The 18,173-nt window shown below is 41.5% G+C and carries 16 protein-coding genes; 14 read left to right on the top strand and 2 right to left on the bottom strand.

Translation table 11 applies throughout. The features are described 5' to 3' along the window. Positions 1-168: 168 nt before the first annotated feature. A complete protein-coding gene (locus ACJA3J_RS16055; RefSeq protein WP_089650488.1) occupies positions 169-609 on the bottom strand; it encodes a YtoQ family protein in 441 nt (146 codons plus the stop codon). A 92-nt stretch (positions 610-701) separates the two neighbouring features. Continuing rightward, positions 702-2,822, bottom strand: coding sequence for a methyl-accepting chemotaxis protein (locus tag ACJA3J_RS16050; protein WP_406944593.1), 2,121 nt, complete (start codon positions 2,820-2,822; stop codon positions 702-704). Between the two features lie 190 nt (positions 2,823-3,012). Between ACJA3J_RS16050 and ACJA3J_RS16045 the strand changes: the two genes are divergently transcribed. The 14 genes from ACJA3J_RS16045 to motS all read left to right on the top strand — a co-directional run bounded on the left by ACJA3J_RS16045 (position 3,013) and on the right by motS (position 18,136). Further along, positions 3,013-4,041, top strand: a complete 1,029-nt coding sequence (locus ACJA3J_RS16045) for a PTS transporter subunit IIC (protein WP_406944592.1) — start codon at positions 3,013-3,015, stop codon at positions 4,039-4,041. Between the two features lie 34 nt (positions 4,042-4,075). Next, positions 4,076-4,393 carry a thioredoxin family protein gene (locus ACJA3J_RS16040; RefSeq protein WP_089650491.1) on the top strand — a complete coding sequence of 106 codons (318 nt, stop codon included), beginning with the start codon at positions 4,076-4,078 and terminating at the stop codon, positions 4,391-4,393. 410 nt (positions 4,394-4,803) lie between these two features. Beyond that, positions 4,804-5,622, top strand: coding sequence for a DUF1444 domain-containing protein (locus tag ACJA3J_RS16035; protein ID WP_089650492.1), 819 nt, complete (start codon positions 4,804-4,806; stop codon positions 5,620-5,622). Between the two features lie 3 nt (positions 5,623-5,625). Beyond that, complete coding sequence (gene ytpR, locus ACJA3J_RS16030) at positions 5,626-6,231, top strand: YtpR family tRNA-binding protein (protein ID WP_406944591.1); 606 nt, start codon at positions 5,626-5,628, stop codon at positions 6,229-6,231. A gap of 153 nt (positions 6,232-6,384) precedes the next feature. Then, positions 6,385-9,435: a DNA translocase FtsK gene (locus tag ACJA3J_RS16025; RefSeq protein WP_406944590.1), complete on the top strand. Its 3,051-nt coding sequence runs from the start codon at positions 6,385-6,387 to the stop codon at positions 9,433-9,435. Between the two features lie 105 nt (positions 9,436-9,540). Continuing rightward, entirely contained in the window at positions 9,541-10,656 is a 1,116-nt protein-coding gene (locus ACJA3J_RS16020) for a nicotinate phosphoribosyltransferase (protein WP_089650494.1), read from the top strand. A 198-nt stretch (positions 10,657-10,854) separates the two neighbouring features. Further along, on the top strand, positions 10,855-12,150 hold the full coding sequence (gene murC, locus ACJA3J_RS16015; protein WP_089650495.1) for a UDP-N-acetylmuramate--L-alanine ligase: 1,296 nt from the start codon (positions 10,855-10,857) through the stop codon (positions 12,148-12,150). Between the two features lie 537 nt (positions 12,151-12,687). Continuing rightward, a complete protein-coding gene (locus ACJA3J_RS16010; RefSeq protein ID WP_089650496.1) occupies positions 12,688-13,107 on the top strand; it encodes a DUF948 domain-containing protein in 420 nt (139 codons plus the stop codon). A 14-nt stretch (positions 13,108-13,121) separates the two neighbouring features. Next, the gene (locus ACJA3J_RS16005; RefSeq protein ID WP_089650497.1) at positions 13,122-13,544 is read left to right on the top strand and encodes a YtxH domain-containing protein; all 423 of its coding nucleotides are present in this window, start codon (positions 13,122-13,124) and stop codon (positions 13,542-13,544) included. 61 nt (positions 13,545-13,605) lie between these two features. Further along, positions 13,606-13,923: a bacillithiol system redox-active protein YtxJ gene (gene ytxJ, locus ACJA3J_RS16000; RefSeq protein ID WP_406944589.1), complete on the top strand. Its 318-nt coding sequence runs from the start codon at positions 13,606-13,608 to the stop codon at positions 13,921-13,923. A gap of 204 nt (positions 13,924-14,127) precedes the next feature. Then, on the top strand, positions 14,128-15,186 hold the full coding sequence (locus ACJA3J_RS15995) for a bifunctional 3-deoxy-7-phosphoheptulonate synthase/chorismate mutase (RefSeq protein ID WP_406944588.1): 1,059 nt from the start codon (positions 14,128-14,130) through the stop codon (positions 15,184-15,186). A 297-nt stretch (positions 15,187-15,483) separates the two neighbouring features. Beyond that, positions 15,484-16,482: a catabolite control protein A gene (gene ccpA / locus ACJA3J_RS15990; protein ID WP_089650500.1), complete on the top strand. Its 999-nt coding sequence runs from the start codon at positions 15,484-15,486 to the stop codon at positions 16,480-16,482. A gap of 51 nt (positions 16,483-16,533) precedes the next feature. After that, positions 16,534-17,361 (top strand): flagellar motor protein MotP, encoded by an 828-nt coding sequence (motP, locus tag ACJA3J_RS15985; protein WP_089650501.1) that lies wholly within the window; start codon positions 16,534-16,536, stop codon positions 17,359-17,361. Continuing rightward, positions 17,351-18,136 (top strand): flagellar motor protein MotS, encoded by a 786-nt coding sequence (gene motS, locus ACJA3J_RS15980; protein ID WP_406944587.1) that lies wholly within the window; start codon positions 17,351-17,353, stop codon positions 18,134-18,136. The genes motP and motS overlap by 11 nt, the downstream gene beginning before the upstream one ends. Positions 18,137-18,173: the final 37 nt, after the last annotated feature.

The raw sequence follows: 18,173 nt of genomic DNA, 5'->3' as shown, positions 1-18,173 counted from the left end.
CTCCTGCGGGAAAAAAGTGCTTGGTGAGACCCCACAGAGCGAAGCTCGAGGAGGCTCACCGCGCTCCCGCGGAAAGCGAGTCATTCCCCGCAGCCCCATCCACTCAAAAAACATCTCGAAACTGAGTCTTCAAGAATCCTGTCATATACTTTAATAATTTTTTGAGGTTTATTCGTATAAGTAGGTAAGGACCTCTAGGGCCTGGTCCAGAGTCTCCACGGTTACATCGGCCTGGTTAGATAATTCTTTGAGTGGATGGACAAGTGATTCAGGTCTTACTAAAATTAACGGCTTTCCTGCCTGAATGGCAGCACCTGCATCCATGGCCGTATTCCACTGTTTGTATGACTCACCGAAATAAGCAATGACGGCCTCGGATTTTTGGAGTAACACACGTGTTCTGAAATTATTTATGCTCGATGCAGCATCATCACGATAGGTTTTATTTGGCTGCTCCCCTAGAATCTTCTCCCCAATATCGTCAGAAAGTGCATGATTCTCTTGAGGACCTACAAAGTGGATGGATAACTTTTCTCTTTCTGCTTTTTTTCGTATTTCATTTCGCCAATCATCATGAATCTGCCCTGCTAGATAAATGGTTAATTCCATTGGTACATCCTCCTTAAATTTCCCTTTTCTTTAGTATGAAAGATGTGAAAAAGGAAGTCCAGCAAAGGAACTTCTGCTGGACTTCCTGATGGTTAGGAAGAAAGTCTTTCTTCTTCATGGACAGGTTCTACTTTTTTATGTGCTTCTGAATTTGGATCTTCTTTAATTTCTTTTGTTTCCAATTGCTCTCCCGCTTCCTTAAACGCGTCATCAGAATTTCCTTCTATTGATGGGTTTTCATTGATGTTGAACTGGCTGATTTCAGCAGACAGTTCCTGAGAAAGTTCTTGAAGGTCAGTAGCTGAATGGTGAACTTTTTCTATTGATGTTAATTGATTTTCACTAGAGGCCGCGACTTCTTCTGCTGTAGCTACTGCTTCTTCAGAAATCACACTAATACTTTGCAGCCTTTCTTTTACTTCCTCATTTACACGATCCACACCTTCAACGGCTTCATTTACTTCCTGAATTTGTTCATTCATAGATTGTACATAGGAGGCGATCCGGTCGAAAGCATCTTTGGTTTGCGTGACAGCTTTATCTTGTGAAGATTGGAAGTGTTTAAATTTCTCTGCTTCATCAGAAAGAGTCGTCATTTGGCTGGACATGGTTGCGACCATTTCTTGAATGCTTCCTGCTTCCTGTTTCGACCGCTCCGCTAATTTTCTAACCTCATCGGCAACGACGGCAAAACCTTTTCCTGCTTCACCAGCCCTGGCGGATTCAATAGCGGCATTTAAGGCCAAAAGATTTGTACTGTCTGCAATCCCTTCAATTGTTGTGACCACTTTATTGACTTCTTCAGATTTTCTTGAAGCGTTCTGAACTTCCTCTGTCATGTGTGAAGCAAGTTCGATAAAATCTCTTGAAGTCTTTTCTAACTCAGCGACCGTTTGTAAACCGGCATGTCCTTCGGTTTCTGCTTCCATCAGTTTCGTTTCGATCGTTCCTGATGCTTTTTTTGTATCGATGATAGCTTCTGTGACTTGCTGGATGAATTGATGGGTTTCATCGATTTTTTGAGCTTGATCCTGAGATCCAGCTGCTACCTGACTAATGGCTTCGTTCACTTCTTCTGCTTGATTTGCTGTTTGATCAGAAATAGAAGTCAGACTTTCAGAAGATGTATTAAGGACACCCGTTGCTTGAAGCACTTTACGTACGGACTGTTCCATTCTGGCGGCCATGTGGTTAAACTGTAAACCTAGCTCAGCCATCTCATCTTTGGAAGTCAAATCTACACGATGAGATAGATCGCCATCACCAATAATCGTGGCGCTTTCTTTAAGACTGTCTATGGATTTTTTAATGGAACGAATTAAGAAGACCCCCGTGGTCAAGATGACTAATAAAATGATTCCACCAATAATAGCGAGTAATGTTGTTAACCACTGCTGTCGCTGTTGCTGTTCTTCAAGCAGGGAAGCATGTAATTCATTGGCTGTGGTCATGACGAGATCAGCTTGACTGGAAACATCTGCTGCAATACTTTCAAAGGACGTGCGGATGGCGTTGGCCTGATTGAATGTATTATCCATGGAGTTGATCGTCTGTTCATATTTCAAAAGGTTCCGGTTTAAGGTGGCAGACTGCTCGGCATCCAAATCCATTTCTTTAATCGTGTCTTTGAAATTTTGAGAGCTGGTTTTAAATGCGGATAATTGCTCGGAGTTTGGCTCGTTGATGTAATTGCGTTCGCTTACCTTCATGGCAAGTAAAGAGTTTTTCAATGGGTCACTATTCACGGACTCAATGACACCGTTGAAACTTTCATAGGACGTTTGAATGTGTTGATGCAGCCCTTCATCTTCAGTAAACCCCACTAATTTATACATATTGACCAAAGGACCTAATTCTTTTTCATATTCTATAGCTTTCTTAGTGATTTCAGTGAACTGACTTTCGATCTTAGGATAATTTTTATAAGCGTTAGCAAAATTAGTAGCTGTTTCTTTCACTGATTGGATGGCGGCTGCTGTTGCCTCCCCTTGCTCAGCGCTCGGGTTATGAAAGAACTTTTGTTGCTCAATCAAGGTTTTAGACATTAAGTAATTAATTTTTTGACTATCAGCGAGTGACTGCTGCACTTCTTGCGTTCGCTGTTCCATCTGTTTTTGTTCTTGAAAGAAATATGTAGAAAAACTAAAGATGGCAAAGATTCCAACAACCGCCACGATTAACAGAAAACGCATTCGGTTTCTAATCGACTTCATTCGACCCCTCCTTTTAAATATTCGCAAATTTCTCTATATACTGATTAATTATAGATCTTTTTATCTAGTAAAACAATAGGGGAACACGCAATGGCGGGAGTCTTTTGACTTATATCGACTTAACGGAAGTGTATTTACACCTGTTTGAATTGGGTGTATGATAGTTTTGGTCAGTTCAGGAGGTTAAGCAATGCTTACTTTTTTAAAAAGAAAAGGCGTTCAATTGTCCTTTCAGGCTTATTTTGTCACAGCGTTAAGCTACATGGCATTGGGGCTTTTTTCTTCACTAATTATTGGATTAATTATTAAAACGATTGGCGAGCAGACAGATATAGTCGTTCTTTCTGAATCATTCATCGAGATGGGTACTTTTGCAATGGACACGAAAATATGGGGTGGAGCTATTGGAGCTGCGATTGCTTATGGTCTTAAAGCGCCTCCACTCGTAATTTTTGCAGCTTTATTCAGTGGAGCCTCCGGCGCAGAGCTAGGTGGCCCTGCAGGAAGTTATATAGCAGCCTTATTAGCCACGGAATTCGGAAAAATCGTCAGTAAAGAAACCAAAATAGATATCATATTGACTCCCTTTATCACTATTATTGTGGGTTATTGTGTGGCGGCAGCTATCGGGGCGCCTATTGGGCGCTTTATGGCAGGAGTAGGGGGCATTATTAACTGGGCGACACAACAACAGCCGATCATCATGGGAGCACTTGTGGCTGTTTTAATGGGAATTGCTTTGACAGCACCTATATCCAGCCTTGCTATTGCTTTGATGCTCTCCTTAGATGGCGTGGCAGCCGGAGCAGCCACTGTAGGTTGTGCAGCACAGATGATCGGTTTTGCCACCATCAGTTACAGAGATAACGGATTTGGCGGTGCGCTCGCTCAAGGAGTCGGAACATCCATGCTTCAAATTGCAAACGTAGTCAAAAAACCGCTTATCATTCTTCCTCCAACCATAGCAGGAGCTGTTTTGGCCCCTATCGCAACCGTTTGGTTAAGTGTAGAAAACAATGCAGCCGGTTCAGGAATGGGGACAAGCGGATTTGTCGGTCAAATTATGACGTTTGAGTCCATGGGTTTTTCTTGGGAAATCCTCTGGATCATCATCAGTTTCCATTTTATTGGCCCAGCCCTGATTAGTTATCTTGTGGCATATTGGTTCCGCAAGAAAGGGTGGATCCAACCAGGGGATATGATTATTCAATACGATTAATGGTGTGCTAGAATAACGTTGGAGGTGACCTGAAATGATTACATTAGAATCAGATCAACAAATGAAAGAACTTCAAAATAATGAACCTGTTATTTTCTTATTTTCTGCAGATTGGTGTCCAGATTGCAGAGTGATTGAACCATTCCTTCCAGAGTTGGAGGAAAAGTACACAGCCTGGAAATTCGTATATGTTGATCGCGATCAATTCATTCACATCTGCGCAGAAAACGATGTGTTCGGCATTCCGAGTTTCCTCGCATTCAAAGACGGCGAAGAAGTCGGCCGCTTTGTCAGTAAGGACAGAAAAACTAAAGAACAGATTGAAGACTTCATAAACAAACTTGACCAGTAAAAAGAAACAGGCCGTGCCAAAGCACGGCCTGTTTCTTTATATTCAATCTAATTTCATCACTAAAGCTCCGATTGTGGAAGAATCAGCTTCGAGATAACCGGGGTTCCTTTTCCGTATTTGGAGTCCGGGGGTGGTTGGGAAGCTACTCGCTTTCCTGTGGGGGAGTGGCGAGCTTCCTCGGGCTAAAGCCCTGTGGGATCTCGCCTATCTCCTTCTCCCACGGGAGTCTCGCAGCCCCAATTCACTCAACAAAAGTCTCGAAATCAAGTCTTATACAATCCTACCAGATAGTTGAATAGCGTTGTGCTTTTGTTATGTAGGGGTAAATGTGTATAATAGAAAACGATGTAGTTTGAAGAAACGAAAATAGAGAACAAATTCTTTCTTCCCATAATAAAGGAGGAAAAAAGATGAAGATGACAAGTATTAAGATGAAGAAAAAACTAGAAGAACGTCTAGCGAATGACCAATGGAAAACGACATTCAATAGAGATAAAGATACTTTCCGTGTCGAGTGGAACAACACTGGAAAAGGAATTACTATTACATTGCCAAATGTGATTTCAAAGTATGAAGCACGCGGGGAAGAAGCCATTGATGAGCTTGAAGACCATGTGAAAGAAGCTCTTCGGGTTATGAATGAAGATCATAAGCTGACAGGGAAAGAACAGCACATTTTCCCTGTCATACGAGCCGGTTCTTTTCCGACAGAAACCGAGCAGGGGAAAAAGTTGATTTATGTCGACCATACGGCAGAAACACGTATATATTATGCTCTGGATTTAGGCAAATCTTATCAATTAATTGATGAGAAAATGTTAGAAGACGAGGGTTGGTCTCTAGACAGGATCAAGGAAGTGGCTGGCTTTAATGTGCGTTCTCTTCCTGTTGAGATGAAAAAAGACAGCGTATATGGAAATGACTTTTATTTCCATTCGGCAAGAGACGGCTATGATGCTAGCCGTATCCTAAATGAAGCCCTTCTTGAAAAACTCAAAGCCGAGTGTAAAGGAGAGCTTGCCATCAGCATTCCTCACCAGGATGTCATTATTTTTGCAGATGTCCAAAATTCAGAAGGATATGATATATTAGCTCAGATGGCTATGAAATTCTTTGCAGAAGGAACGGTGCCTGTTACCTCCTTATCGTTTTTATATGAGGATAAGCAGCTGGAACCGATTTTCATTCTTGCTCAGAAGAAACCGAATAAGGATCGAAAGGAAGAGTAGAACATGGATGTATTTTACAACAAGCAAGGAATTGGAGATATCCTGATTATTCCAATCAAAGAAGGAGACCGCGATACTTTTAAAGAAGAAGCTTACGGAGATGTAGTGAAAATAACGGATAGCAAGGACGGTTCTTTGCTCGGCTACAATATCTTCAATGCTTCTAAGTATTTTAATATCGATGGACAGGGGAAAATGCGTTTAACCGAAGATATGCTTACCCCAATCAAAGACCTATTTACAAAAAATCAGCTCGACGATGTACTCGACTTCGATTTAAGTCCTAAGTTTGTCGTTGGTTACGTGAAGGAAAAAACGCGACATGAGAACGCCGACAAATTAAGTGTCTGCCAAGTGGATGTCGGAGAGGATACGTTGCAGATTGTCTGTGGTGCTCCAAACATCGATCAAGGGCAGAAAGTCGTTGTTGCTAAAGTAGGAGCGGTTATGCCTAGTGGGATGAAGATCAAAGATGCAGAGTTGAGAGGCGTTCCTTCATCAGGCATGATTTGTTCCGCAAAAGAGTTGAATCTACCAGATGCACCAAAAGAAAAAGGAATCTTAGTTCTTGACGAAGATGCTGTTATTGGGCAGCCTTTTGAAGTTTAATCAGGATAGAGATAAGCAAAGTAGCCCAGCTGCTTTGCTTTTTTTGATTCAAAAGTCATTTTTAAAGGTATTGTAAACCAACCAATGCCTCAAACCTGTTAAAATAGGGATAATCCTATAAGTGATTTTAAAATTGAAAAGAGAGTGAACGCAATGTGGAAAGACTTAAGAAATAAGATGAAAAAATTGCTGGATACAGAAGAAAAAAATGACCAGGAGACGCTACATAATATAGAAGAAAGAAATGACGTAAACGCTAAAACAAAAATGACTTACCGCTATCCGAAACAAGGAGAATTTCGTTTTCCTGTCATTCCGGATGCACCAGGAAAAGCTCAAAATGAAAATGAAAGTTATCAACGCCCTCGACGCAAAAAGCCCGTTGAAAAACAAGAACCTGTGGAGGGTATGTCTCAAAGAAAGAAAAGGCCTAGGAAGGAAGAAAAGACTCATGAGGAGTTGCCGGAAACTTCCTCGATTCCTTTTACACCGACCGATGTTCCATCTCCAATATACGGCTACCAGGCACGACAACTCACAAAAGGATTGGAAAGGTTAGAGTATGCCGTAGAAGAACAACAATCACAGCCGGAATTTTTCACTGATTCCAATGATGAAAAACAATGGCAGGAATTACGGAAACGTATGAGAGCTCGTGTTGATGAAGAAAACTCTAGGCCAAAACCTGCTTCCGAGCTGCCGAAAATTCTTGACCGGGAAGAGGCGGCTACTTCGGAAACCCCTTTATTTGAAGAGACCGTCGAGGAGCGCAGAAGTGAGTACACAGAAGACATTAGACCGAATATATCAAAAGATTATCGGGGCCTTACATTCGCTGATGATGAGCTGGGTCAAGCAGAAAACGAACAGCTCGATGAACATTCACTTCTGGAAAATGAAAGTCCTGGTGAAACGGACAAACAGGATAAAACTCTAGAAACAACAAGAGATGAAAAGCACCAAGAGGTTGGAGTAGTAAAGGATGGACCAAAGAACCTTTCAGAATCTCTGCAAGAGGCAATTAAAAGAGGAGAAGAAGACTCATTAGAAACGGCAGAAGCGAGCGAAGATAAAGAAGAAGAGTATACGAGATCAGAAGCTTCTGATGGTGAACAAGAAACGAATGAAATGCAGACAAGTTCAGAGACAGAAAATGAAGAAAAACATAGGGAACTGCCAAAATTCAATCAAGACAAAGAATCAACTTTGTCCATGCTGGATGAGAAAGAGGAATCCCTCTTGACCATGGATGGTATGGAAGATGGAGAGCTGGATGATTCAGAGCTTGAAGTGACGGAGACGCAGGAGAACGATGAACAAACAGATATAGAAAGCGAGCAAGTGAACCATGATGAAGTGCTAGCTCGCCATCAAGAAGAACCCTTCCCCTCTAATAGAGAAGATGAGATGATTGCCAAAGGAAAAACGGAGCAATCCGAATCCGAGATGGCTAAAGAACAACCTGTTGAGGATGGAGTCGATGACTCGACCTCAACTGAACCTTCCGAAGAAGAAACGGAAATGTATCAACAAGCGGAAGTGGAAAAAACTAATAGGGAAGAACAGCCTCAATCACAGAATGAAACGGAAAATAAAACATCTTCGAATTCGCATGAGCCTTCGAAAAAGAAAGATGGACAAAAGCGTCGTGTGCCTTTTAATGTCCTTATGACGCCACGGGACAAAAGAAACCGCGATCACGAGAAAAAAACAAACAACCAGCATGAGAAGACTGAACCAAAAAAAGATGAGCCTGCAGCCAGGGATGTGGAAGAAGAAAAAAGCAAGAGAGTCGAGTATCACACGCCTCTACACTTACTTGAAGACCCGGTACGTCCGACATCACTTGATGATAGTTGGATAACAGAACAGATGGAGCTTCTTGAAACGACTCTTCGACACTTCCATGTGCGTGCTAAAGTTGTTAATGCAATGAAGGGGCCGACAGTCACAAGATTTGAAGTGCAGCCGGAACCCGGGGTCAAGGTGAGTAAAATCACAAACCTGTCGGATGATATCAAACTTAGTATGGCTGCCAGAGATATAAGAATTGAGGCACCGATCCCTGGAAAACAAGCCGTGGGTATCGAAATTCCTAACAAACAATCCATGATGGTCGGACTGCAGGAGATATTTGAATCCGAAGCCTTCCAAAATGACAATTCTCCTTTGACTGTTGGTTTAGGTTTGGATATTGGTGGAGATTCCATTGTTACGAATCTGAAAAAAATGCCCCATGGATTGATTGCGGGTGCGACGGGATCAGGAAAGAGTGTATGCATCAACACCATCTTGATTAGTCTTTTGTATAAAGCACACCATGAAGATGTGAAGTTTTTGCTTATCGATCCAAAAATGGTAGAACTTGCACCCTATAATGACCTCCCACACCTTGTGTCTCCGGTCATTACAGACGTCAAAGCTGCCACAACAGCATTGAAGTGGGCTGTAAAAGAAATGGAAGAACGGTATGAGAAATTCGTAGAAGAAGGCGTTCGGGATGTTGAACGATATAATGAAAAAATGAAGAAGCAACAGAGAGACTCTGAAAAACTTCCTTATTTAGTCATTGTCATTGATGAACTCGCTGATCTAATGATGGTTTCCCCACAGGATGTCGAAGATGCCATTTGCCGCATTGCACAAAAAGCAAGGGCATGTGGGATTCACTTGCTGTTAGCAACCCAGCGTCCCTCTGTGGATGTCATCACCGGATTGATCAAAGCGAATATCCCGACAAGAATCGCTTTTAGTGTGTCATCACAAGTGGATTCTAGAACCATCATTGATTCAGGGGGAGCTGAAAAACTTCTTGGCAGAGGGGATATGCTGTTTGTTGAGAATGGTTCAGGTCAGCCTGTCCGTATTCAGGGAGCTTTCGTCTCTGATGATGAGATTGAAAGAGTGACGCACTATGTTAAAAAGATCGCTCCACCTCAATACCTCTTTCACCAGGAAGAATTGATGAAGCAGATTTCAACAGAAGAAGAAACGGATGAGTTATTTGATGAAGCTGTAGAATTTGTGGTTCAGCAGAATGGTGCGAGTGCTTCACTCATTCAACGCCGTTTCAAAGTAGGATATAATCGTGCTGCCAGATTAATCGACCAGATGGAAGCTTATGGGATTATTTCAGAACAAAAAGGAAGCAAGCCGAGAGACATTTTATTAACGAGGCAGCAAATTGAAGAAATGATGGAGTAATTCATCATCTCGGCAAAAACCTTGTGCAAAACTTCTCAATTTTATATGATTAACAATGAATGAAAACGAGAGTGATCATGACCTCTATGTTTAAGGAGTTAAGCCATGAAGGAAATAGCACTGAAGTTAAATGGAGAAATCAGCCGATTAACAAATAAAACGTTTAAGTTTGATGAACGTGTAGCAGAAGGCTGGTTTTCTGCTGTCTACTTTTTAAAGACAAGAGATATTGTAGAAAATCACTTACCTGATAATAAAGTAACGATGCAATTCTTTCAAAAGGATCATGCGGTATTGTGTGGAACCGATGAAGTCATCGCATTGATCCATACGTTCGCCGAGCAACCGGGAGAGCTAGAGATCCATTCTCTGAAAGACGGAGATAAAATCAGTCCTTATGAAACAGTTCTTACAGTGACTGGTCCTTATCAGTATTTTGGGTTTTTAGAAGGAATCATTGACGGGATATTAGCGAGAAGAACCTCTGTCGCTACCAATGTATATAATGTCGTCAAAGCAGCTCGTTCATCCGGCAAGCAGAAGCCAATCATTTTTATGGGGGACCGGGATGATCATTTCACACAGCAATCCGGCGATGGATATTCTGCTTTTATCGGTGGATCCACGGCACAAGCGACACACGCGATGAATGAATGGTGGGGGAAAGAGGGCATGGGAACAATGCCTCATGCACTGATCCAGATGTTCAAAGGGGATGTTGTAGCCGCAACGAAAGCCTATCATCAACAATTTCCAGATGACCAGCTGATGGCTCTGGTTGATTACAACAATGATGTCATTACTGATTCCTTAAAGGTAGCTCGAGAATTTGGTGATGAATTGAAAGGTGTTCGTCTAGATACTTCACGTAACTTGGTGGATAAATACTTTTTAAGAAATCAGCATCTCATGGGTACTTTTGATCCGAGGGGAGTGAACCCTGAGTTAATTTTTGCCCTCAGACGTGCCTTGGATCAGGAAGGGTTTAAGCATGTGAAAATTGTAGTCAGCGGCGGATTCACGAAGGAACGAATTCGTGCGTTTGAAGAAAAGAAAGTACCTGTAGATATGTATGGTGTCGGTGGTAGTTTATTGAAAATAGGAATCGGTTTTACAGGGGATAATGTATTAATCGATGGTGAACCTGAAGCGAAAGAAGGTAGAAGGTACAAACATAATCCACGCTTGGAATATGTTGAATATACTGGAGCAGAGGAATGATCGCTTGAGAAAGGCACGGACATTGGTTGTTTGTGCCTTTTGATTGGGTCATATTTACTTTTTCTGCAGTCCATTCCGTGATATGATTAGGAAATGCAGATGCGTAGTTTTTTAAGAGTGCAACTTTAAATCGCATATCCATGAATATTACATATACTATACTTAAAGTGACCCACTTTATTTTGGAGGTTCTTGTTTATGACAACTTACCATTTCATTGGTATCAAAGGAACAGGAATGAGTTCGCTTGCCCAGATTCTTCATGATTCTGGTGAGAAAGTTCAAGGATCAGATGTTGAAAAACGTTTTTTCACTCAAGAAGTTTTAGAATCTAAGAATATAGAAATTTTGCCTTTCTCAAAGGAAAACATTCAAGAAGGATTGACGATCATTGCTGGAAATGCTTTTAGCGATGATCATGAGGAAATTCAAGAAGCAAAAAAACAGGGATTACCATTTTATCGTTATCATGAATTTTTAGGGGAGTGGCTGCAAAACTATACAAGTATTGCAGTGACTGGCGCTCATGGTAAGACCTCTACGACAGGATTATTGGCCCATGTCTTATCTGAGAACTACCCAACTTCTTATCTTATTGGAGACGGTACAGGTAAGGGTCATGAAAATAGTCAATACTTTGCTTTTGAGGCGTGCGAATATCGACGTCACTTCCTTTCGTATGAACCGGATTACGCCATCATGACGAATATTGATTTCGACCACCCTGATTATTTCAGTAGTATTGATGATGTATTCCAGGCCTTTCAGGAAATGGCGAAACAAGTGAAAAAAGGGATCATTGCTTGCGGGGATGATGAGCATCTCCAACATATTCAAGCAAATGTACCGGTTCTGTATTATGGACTGGCAGATACAAATGATTTCCAAGCTCAGAACATAACCGAAACATCAGAAGGAACTTCATTCGATGTTTTCGTCAGAAACAATTATTATGATACCTTTACCATTCCACAGTATGGCAATCACACCGTATTGAATGCGTTAAGTGTCATAGCATTATGTCACTATGAAAACATGCAACCAGAGGAAATAAAAAAGCTTGCTACATTTAAGGGTGTCAAACGGCGGTTTACAGAAAAACAGTGGCATGATCAGATATTAGTAGACGACTATGCCCACCATCCAATCGAAATTACCGCCACGATTGAAACGGCTCGTAAAAAGTATAAGGATCGCCCCGTTGTCGCGATTTTTCAGCCTCATACGTTCACTAGAACGAAAACGTTCCTTAATGAATTTGCAGAAAGTCTGAACGAAGCGGATGAAGTTTATCTTTGTGATATCTTCGGCTCTGCAAGAGAAAATGAAGGGAAGTTGACCATCAATCATTTGCAGGAATTGATACCAGAATCCCGCGTATTACAATTAGAGGAAGTCGAACAACTCTCAGCACATGAAAATGGTGTTCTATTGTTTATGGGAGCAGGAGATATTCAAAAGTTCCAAGAGGCTTATGAAAAGCAGAACGACTAAAACTAACATGCGGCTTAAAAAAGCCGCATGTTTTTTCTTTTTCAATGAGCCTTTTTAAAGTGAATGGTAGGATTGTGGATGACTTGATTTCGGAATAACTAGGGTCTGTATCCATATGACCTCAAGCCTTTTCGAGCTTCGTTCCATGGGCTTATCACAGCCCATCCATTCAGCGTAAGTCTCGCAGCTTCCCAACCACCCCCATTTGATGGAGAGGAAAAACGAACCCTGTACTCAAAGGGATATTCTAATTCCTCGATGATTTATAAGAGTAAGCATTCTATAATCAGCTGTTTATCATGGTAAGCCTTTGGACGAAAATGAGTCTGCCAGTATTGTAAGCGTTCGGTGGAATGTAATTTTAATTGTAGGATAAAAGTAAAAGGGAACTTTTTCGAACAAAATATCCGAATGGTGAAGGAATTTGGGGATAGGATAGCGAATAAGTCCATTTATAGTAGCCACCACGTTTAGAAATGCCCATTTAGGGTATAAACTAAACTGTGTTGATTACATAAGAAGGAGTGTGCAGGGGGAATGATTATTATTTTGTACATTGCTGCATTAATTGCAGCAGTGGCTTTTGCTGTTCTTGTCATATTTTTGGCGAGAACGCTGACGGCCGTGCGCCGTACAATGAACAATGTTGCTGACACACTTGAAGGTGTGGAAAAGCAAATGGAAGGAATCACCTTAGAGACAACCGAGCTCTTGAATAAAACCAATAAATTGGCTGAAGATGTAGGAGAAAAGTCACAAAAGTTAAATACTTTAGTTGACGGAGTCAAGGGAATTGGTGACACAGTTCAAGAGTTCAACCAGTCCATTCGATCTGTATCCAAAGGGTTAACCCAGTCAGCCCATGAAAACACGGATACAGCAGCTCAAGCCATGAAATGGGGTCAAGTGGCCATCAATTTGTGGAAAAAAGCAAAGAAAGAAGAGACTAAATCTTAAGGAGGAATTCGGTTATGAGTCAACAAAATCAACAAAATGGTAATGGAAGAGATTTCGTACTAGGTTCCTTAATTGGTGGACTCGTAGGAGCTGCCGTAGCTCTACTGTTTGCACCAAAGTCTGGTCGTGAACTTAGGGAAAATATCAATAGCAATTCCAGTGAATGGAAAGAGCGTGCTGGTGAATGGAAAGACGTCGCTTATGAAAAAAGTGGCGTATGGAAAGATAAAGCTGTAGAGTCTTCTTCTCAACTTTCTAAAAACGTAACAGAAAAATCCCAGCAGTTCAGTGGAGCTGTGAAAGATAAAGTGAAGAACTTCCGTTCGAATGAAGAAGATGAAGCTGAAAAAGCAGCTCAAGAAGTGGCAGAAGCCATTGAAGAAGCTGCACAAGAGCTTGAAAAACAACAAGATTCCACGACATCATCTAATTTATAATGAAAAGTGAGATGGAGGTTGAACATTCAACCTCCATCTTTTCTGTTGAGGAGGAATAAACGTGAAACAAGAAGTAATTGAAAATAAAGAGGAATTTATCAACATCGTAGAAGCATATAAAGAGTTTTTCTTATTGAAGCATAGTTTAACTTGCCCAATCAGTGCAGCTGCTCATCAGCAGTTTGAGCGTTTTGCTGAAGAAACATCGGTTCCGTGCTTCATCCTTCATGTACAGGAATCAAGAGAGTTATCCAGTCATATTGCTGAATACACAGGAATTCGTCATGAGTCTCCTCAGGTCATTCAGTTCCAAGAAGGAGAAGCTGTTTGGCATGACAGTCATTCGGCCATTACTAAAGAAAGATTATTGGAAGTTTAACTTCGTCAAGGCCTGTAAAAAAGCAGGCCTTTTTTTGTTTAGGACAATACGTTGGATGAAGGTTTGGCAAACTTTTGTGAAAGAATTTCATGAAAACCTTTTCTAGGGGTGACAACTGTCGAAATATTAGCTATAATTGTCCCTAATTATTTAAAGTATTCATCCATTTCATCACACAAAATTCTTGGTAGGGGGACGAACATAATGAGTAATCAAAATCTTGACCAGTTACGTAGCCAATTAGATGAGGTTAATTTACAGCTTCTGAATTTAATCAATAAACGCGGTGATCTGGTAAAGGAAATTGGTCAAATCAAAGAGCAGCAAGGGATGAACCGCTTTGACCCTGTGAGGGAAAGAGCAATGCTCAATCAATTATCTCAACATAATAAGGGTCCTTTCGAGGATTCAACAATCGTTCACTTATTCAAAGAAATTTTCAAAGCAGCCCTGGAGCTGCAAGAAGATGATCACAGGAAAGCCCTGCTTGTATCACGGAAGAAGAAACCTGAAGACACCGTTGTAGAAATCAAAGGAGAAAAGGTCGGCAATGGAGCTCCTTCGTTCATCATGGGTCCTTGTTCCGTAGAAAGTTATGAACAAGTATCAACGGTTGCAAAAGCTGTGAAAGATGAAGGGCTTAAACTATTGCGTGGAGGTGCATTTAAACCGAGAACGTCGCCTTACGACTTCCAGGGGCTGGGTATCGAAGGTTTGAAAATGCTCAAGCAGGCAGCAGACGAACAAGGTTTGGCTGTTGTCAGTGAAATCGTAAACCCTGCGGATCTTGAAGAAGCTCTGGATTACTTGGATGTCATTCAGATTGGTGCCCGTAACATGCAAAACTTTGAACTTCTGAAAGCGGCAGGTTCTGTTAATAAGCCGGTACTACTAAAAAGAGGAATGTCTGCTACAATTTCTGAGTTCATCAATGCAGCGGAATACATCATTTCAAGAGGGAACCAGGATATCATCCTTTGTGAACGTGGCATTCGAACGTATGAAAAAGCGACGAGAAACACCCTTGATATCTCTGCTGTACCCATTTTAAAACAAGAAACTCACTTGCCTGTCATGGTGGATGTTACACACTCTACCGGACGCCGTGATCTATTACTACCTGCTGCGAAAGCCGCTCTAGCCATTGGTGCTGATGGAGTCATGGCAGAAGTTCATCCAGATCCAGCAGTAGCCCTGTCCGACTCAGCACAACAGATGGATATCCCTACGTTCCATGCTTTCATGGAAGAGTTAAAAAAATAAATAAAGGCCCATATGGCATGGGCGCTAAGTTATGGAGCAATTGAGAGAAAAAGTTAGGCTGGTCAGCTAGCCTAACTTTTTTGTGTTTTCCGACTCCCATGTTGACTAATCGATGGAAATCTCAAGATCTGAGGTTACCTTTATCTTATTCATTTGCAGCGAAACGGCTATCCGTTATAATAATTAGGGTATAATAATACAGAGAAAAGCTGCGAATATTGCGCGGGTAAGCGATTTATCGTATGATTATCCTATTGAACAAAATGAACGATTGGAATTGACGAAGGAGGATGCATGATGAATGTAACAATATATGATGTAGCAAGAGAGGCTAATGTATCGATGGCGACGGTATCAAGGGTTGTGAATGGGAACCCGAATGTGAAACCGGCGACTCGGAAGAAAGTACATGACGCCATAGAAAGACTAGGGTATCGACCAAACGCTGTCGCTCGTGGATTAGCAAGCAAGAAAACGACAACCGTCGGAGTGATCATTCCTGATATCTCCAGTATTTTCTTTGCTGAACTCGCGCGCGGAATTGAAGATATCGCAACCATGTACAATTACAATATTATTCTGAGTAACTCTGATCAGAATAAAGATAAAGAACTTCATTTGATCAATGCCATGTTAGGAAAACAAGTGGATGGACTGATCTTCATGGGCGGAGATATTACTGAAGATCATATCCGTGAATTCAAAACTTCATCTGTCCCGATTGCACTGGCTGCAACGGTGGATGAGACAAAAGAAACTCCATCCGTAAATATTAATTATGAAGAAGCTGCATATGATGCAACGAAGGTGCTGCTTGAGAATAACAAACAAATCGCTTTTGTTTCAGGACCTGAAAATACGGTCATTAATACTGAAAAAGTAGAAGGCTTTAAACGTGCCATGAAGGAAAGTGGCGAGGACCAGCCGGAAAAATGGATGGTTACGGGTGATTACTCTTATGATTCTGGGCTCGAAGCTTTAGAACAGATCGTGGAGATGGACAACCAGCCAACTGCTATTTTCGTTTCTTCCGATGAAATGGCTCTTGGTGTTATACACGGGGCACAAGACCGCGGCATTCGTGTTCCAGAGGACATGGAGGTCTTTGGCTTTGATAACACCCGTCTAGCCACGATGGTACGTCCAACGCTTTCTACAGTGGTGCAACCAATGTATGATATTGGTGCGGTGGCCATGCGTCTTCTTACAAAATTCATGAATAAAGAAGAAGTGGAAGAACAGAACGTCATTTTGCCACATAGAATTATCGAAAGAAACTCAACTCAGCAAAAATAGTACCGATATATGTACTATAAGATACTTGTTCGAAACTGAGGAGAGAGTGGAATGACAAAAAAAGATTTATTGACTCCCATCGGAATCACGGTTGGTTTTGCCATGGTCATGTTTGGGATCATGGCAAACGCCGGGTTCGGAGGGTTTAAGTCGTTTATTCAAGTGTCTTCGATCTTTATCGTTCTTGGGGGGCTTGCAGCAGCAATTCTAGTAAACTTCAATTTGAGTGAAGTAAAGCTGACGCTCCGTGTGACCAAAGAGGCTTTTAAAACGAGTGACATGAATTTAAGAGAATTGATTTCATTGTTCGTGAGCTTATCTGAGAAAGCAAGGAGAGAAGGTTTACTTGCTCTTGAGACAGAACTGGAAGAAGTGGAAGATCCTTTTATTAAGAAGGGAATTCTTCTTGCTGTAGATGGAATTGAACCAGAGGTCATCAACGACATTATGAAAGCTGAAATCGTGGCCGTTGAGGAGCGTCATCAAAGAGGCAGAGCAATCATTGAGAAAGCAGGGGAGTATGCACCTGCTTGGGGAATGATTGGGACACTAATCGGACTTGTTCTCATGTTACAAAGCTTATCCAACCCTGCAACTCTTGGCCCTCAAATGGCTGTAGCACTGCTCACTACTTTTTACGGTACATTGCTTGCCAACCTCGTCTTTATCCCTTTGGCTGGTAAGCTTGAAAACAAAACTTATGAAGAAATATTCATAAAACAAATCATTATTGAAGGTGTCATTGGAGTTCAGTCTGGGCAAAACCCTAAAATCTTAGAAGAGAAACTGAGCGCATTTTTATCTGAAAGTGATAAAAAAGTAGAAGAAAAGGAACAACAAGAGGAAGATACATTAGGAGCTACGGCTAATGAATCTTAAGCGAAGAAAGGATAAAAAGAAAGGTGCACCTAAATGGATGACTACATATGCGGATATGATCACATTGGTGCTCGTGTTTTTCATTCTTTTATTCTCCATGTCTCAAATTAACCTAGTGAAATTTGAAGCCATAGCAGAGTCCTTTCGTAATCGGATGATTTTTGATTTTTATCCATCGGCTATTGAGAGCGACTATCCTACAGAACAGACGAAGATTCAAGAAAATGGGGAGAAAAATAATGAGTTTGAAGACCCCACACAAAACCCGGATCATGTGGCATCTAATGAGGCTGAGCAGACGGAAGATCTTGAAGAATTAAAAAAAGAAGTTGATGAATACTTAAAGGAAAACGAACTCAGTGACATCATTGCTGCCACTCAAACAGAGCGGGGTGTCGTACTGGTATTAGAAGAACAATTGCTGTTTGAAACGAGCCGTGCTGAAATTCTGGATGGGGCGAAACCTTTTTTGACGAAAGTCGGGACACTGTTAACGAACATTCCTAATTTCGTGAAAGTGGAGGGTCATACCGATAACCGTCAGATCAACACTTATCGTTATCCTTCAAATTGGGAGTTATCTGGTGCTAGAGCAAGCAGCGTCATACGCTATATCATTGCCAATACGGAAGGCTTAGATGCCAAACGTTTTACTGCCGTCGCTTATGGGGAGACAAGACCGGTAGCACCGAATGATTCGGAAGAGAATTGGAGTAAAAACCGGAGAGTGGAAATTGTGATTCTTGATCCGGATTATGAAAGCTCCTCTACTTAATAAAGAAGCCACTACTGAAAAGAGTCTCTTAGTAGTG

Source organism: Halobacillus sp. SY10 (assembly GCF_045401165.1).
Lineage (GTDB): Bacteria > Bacillota > Bacilli > Bacillales > Halobacillaceae > Halobacillus > Halobacillus aidingensis.
Note: the sequence above shows the minus strand (reverse complement) of the source record. Positions and strands in the feature narration are given on the sequence as shown.

Coding starts and splice junctions, on each gene's coding strand:
- ACJA3J_RS16040 (WP_089650491.1), top strand. CDS start 4,076: ATGATTACATTAGAATCAGATCAACAAATGAAAGAACTTCAAAATAAT.
- ACJA3J_RS16020 (WP_089650494.1), top strand. CDS start 9,541: ATGAAGGAAATAGCACTGAAGTTAAATGGAGAAATCAGCCGATTAACA.
- motS (WP_406944587.1), top strand. CDS start 17,351: ATGAATCTTAAGCGAAGAAAGGATAAAAAGAAAGGTGCACCTAAATGG.
- ACJA3J_RS15995 (WP_406944588.1), top strand. CDS start 14,128: ATGAGTAATCAAAATCTTGACCAGTTACGTAGCCAATTAGATGAGGTT.
- ACJA3J_RS16025 (WP_406944590.1), top strand. CDS start 6,385: ATGTGGAAAGACTTAAGAAATAAGATGAAAAAATTGCTGGATACAGAA.
- ACJA3J_RS16005 (WP_089650497.1), top strand. CDS start 13,122: ATGAGTCAACAAAATCAACAAAATGGTAATGGAAGAGATTTCGTACTA.
- ccpA (WP_089650500.1), top strand. CDS start 15,484: ATGAATGTAACAATATATGATGTAGCAAGAGAGGCTAATGTATCGATG.
- ACJA3J_RS16045 (WP_406944592.1), top strand. CDS start 3,013: ATGCTTACTTTTTTAAAAAGAAAAGGCGTTCAATTGTCCTTTCAGGCT.
- ACJA3J_RS16035 (WP_089650492.1), top strand. CDS start 4,804: ATGAAGATGACAAGTATTAAGATGAAGAAAAAACTAGAAGAACGTCTA.
- ytpR (WP_406944591.1), top strand. CDS start 5,626: ATGGATGTATTTTACAACAAGCAAGGAATTGGAGATATCCTGATTATT.
- ACJA3J_RS16050 (WP_406944593.1), bottom strand. CDS start 2,822: ATGAAGTCGATTAGAAACCGAATGCGTTTTCTGTTAATCGTGGCGGTT.
- ACJA3J_RS16010 (WP_089650496.1), top strand. CDS start 12,688: ATGATTATTATTTTGTACATTGCTGCATTAATTGCAGCAGTGGCTTTT.
- murC (WP_089650495.1), top strand. CDS start 10,855: ATGACAACTTACCATTTCATTGGTATCAAAGGAACAGGAATGAGTTCG.
- motP (WP_089650501.1), top strand. CDS start 16,534: ATGACAAAAAAAGATTTATTGACTCCCATCGGAATCACGGTTGGTTTT.
- ACJA3J_RS16055 (WP_089650488.1), bottom strand. CDS start 609: ATGGAATTAACCATTTATCTAGCAGGGCAGATTCATGATGATTGGCGA.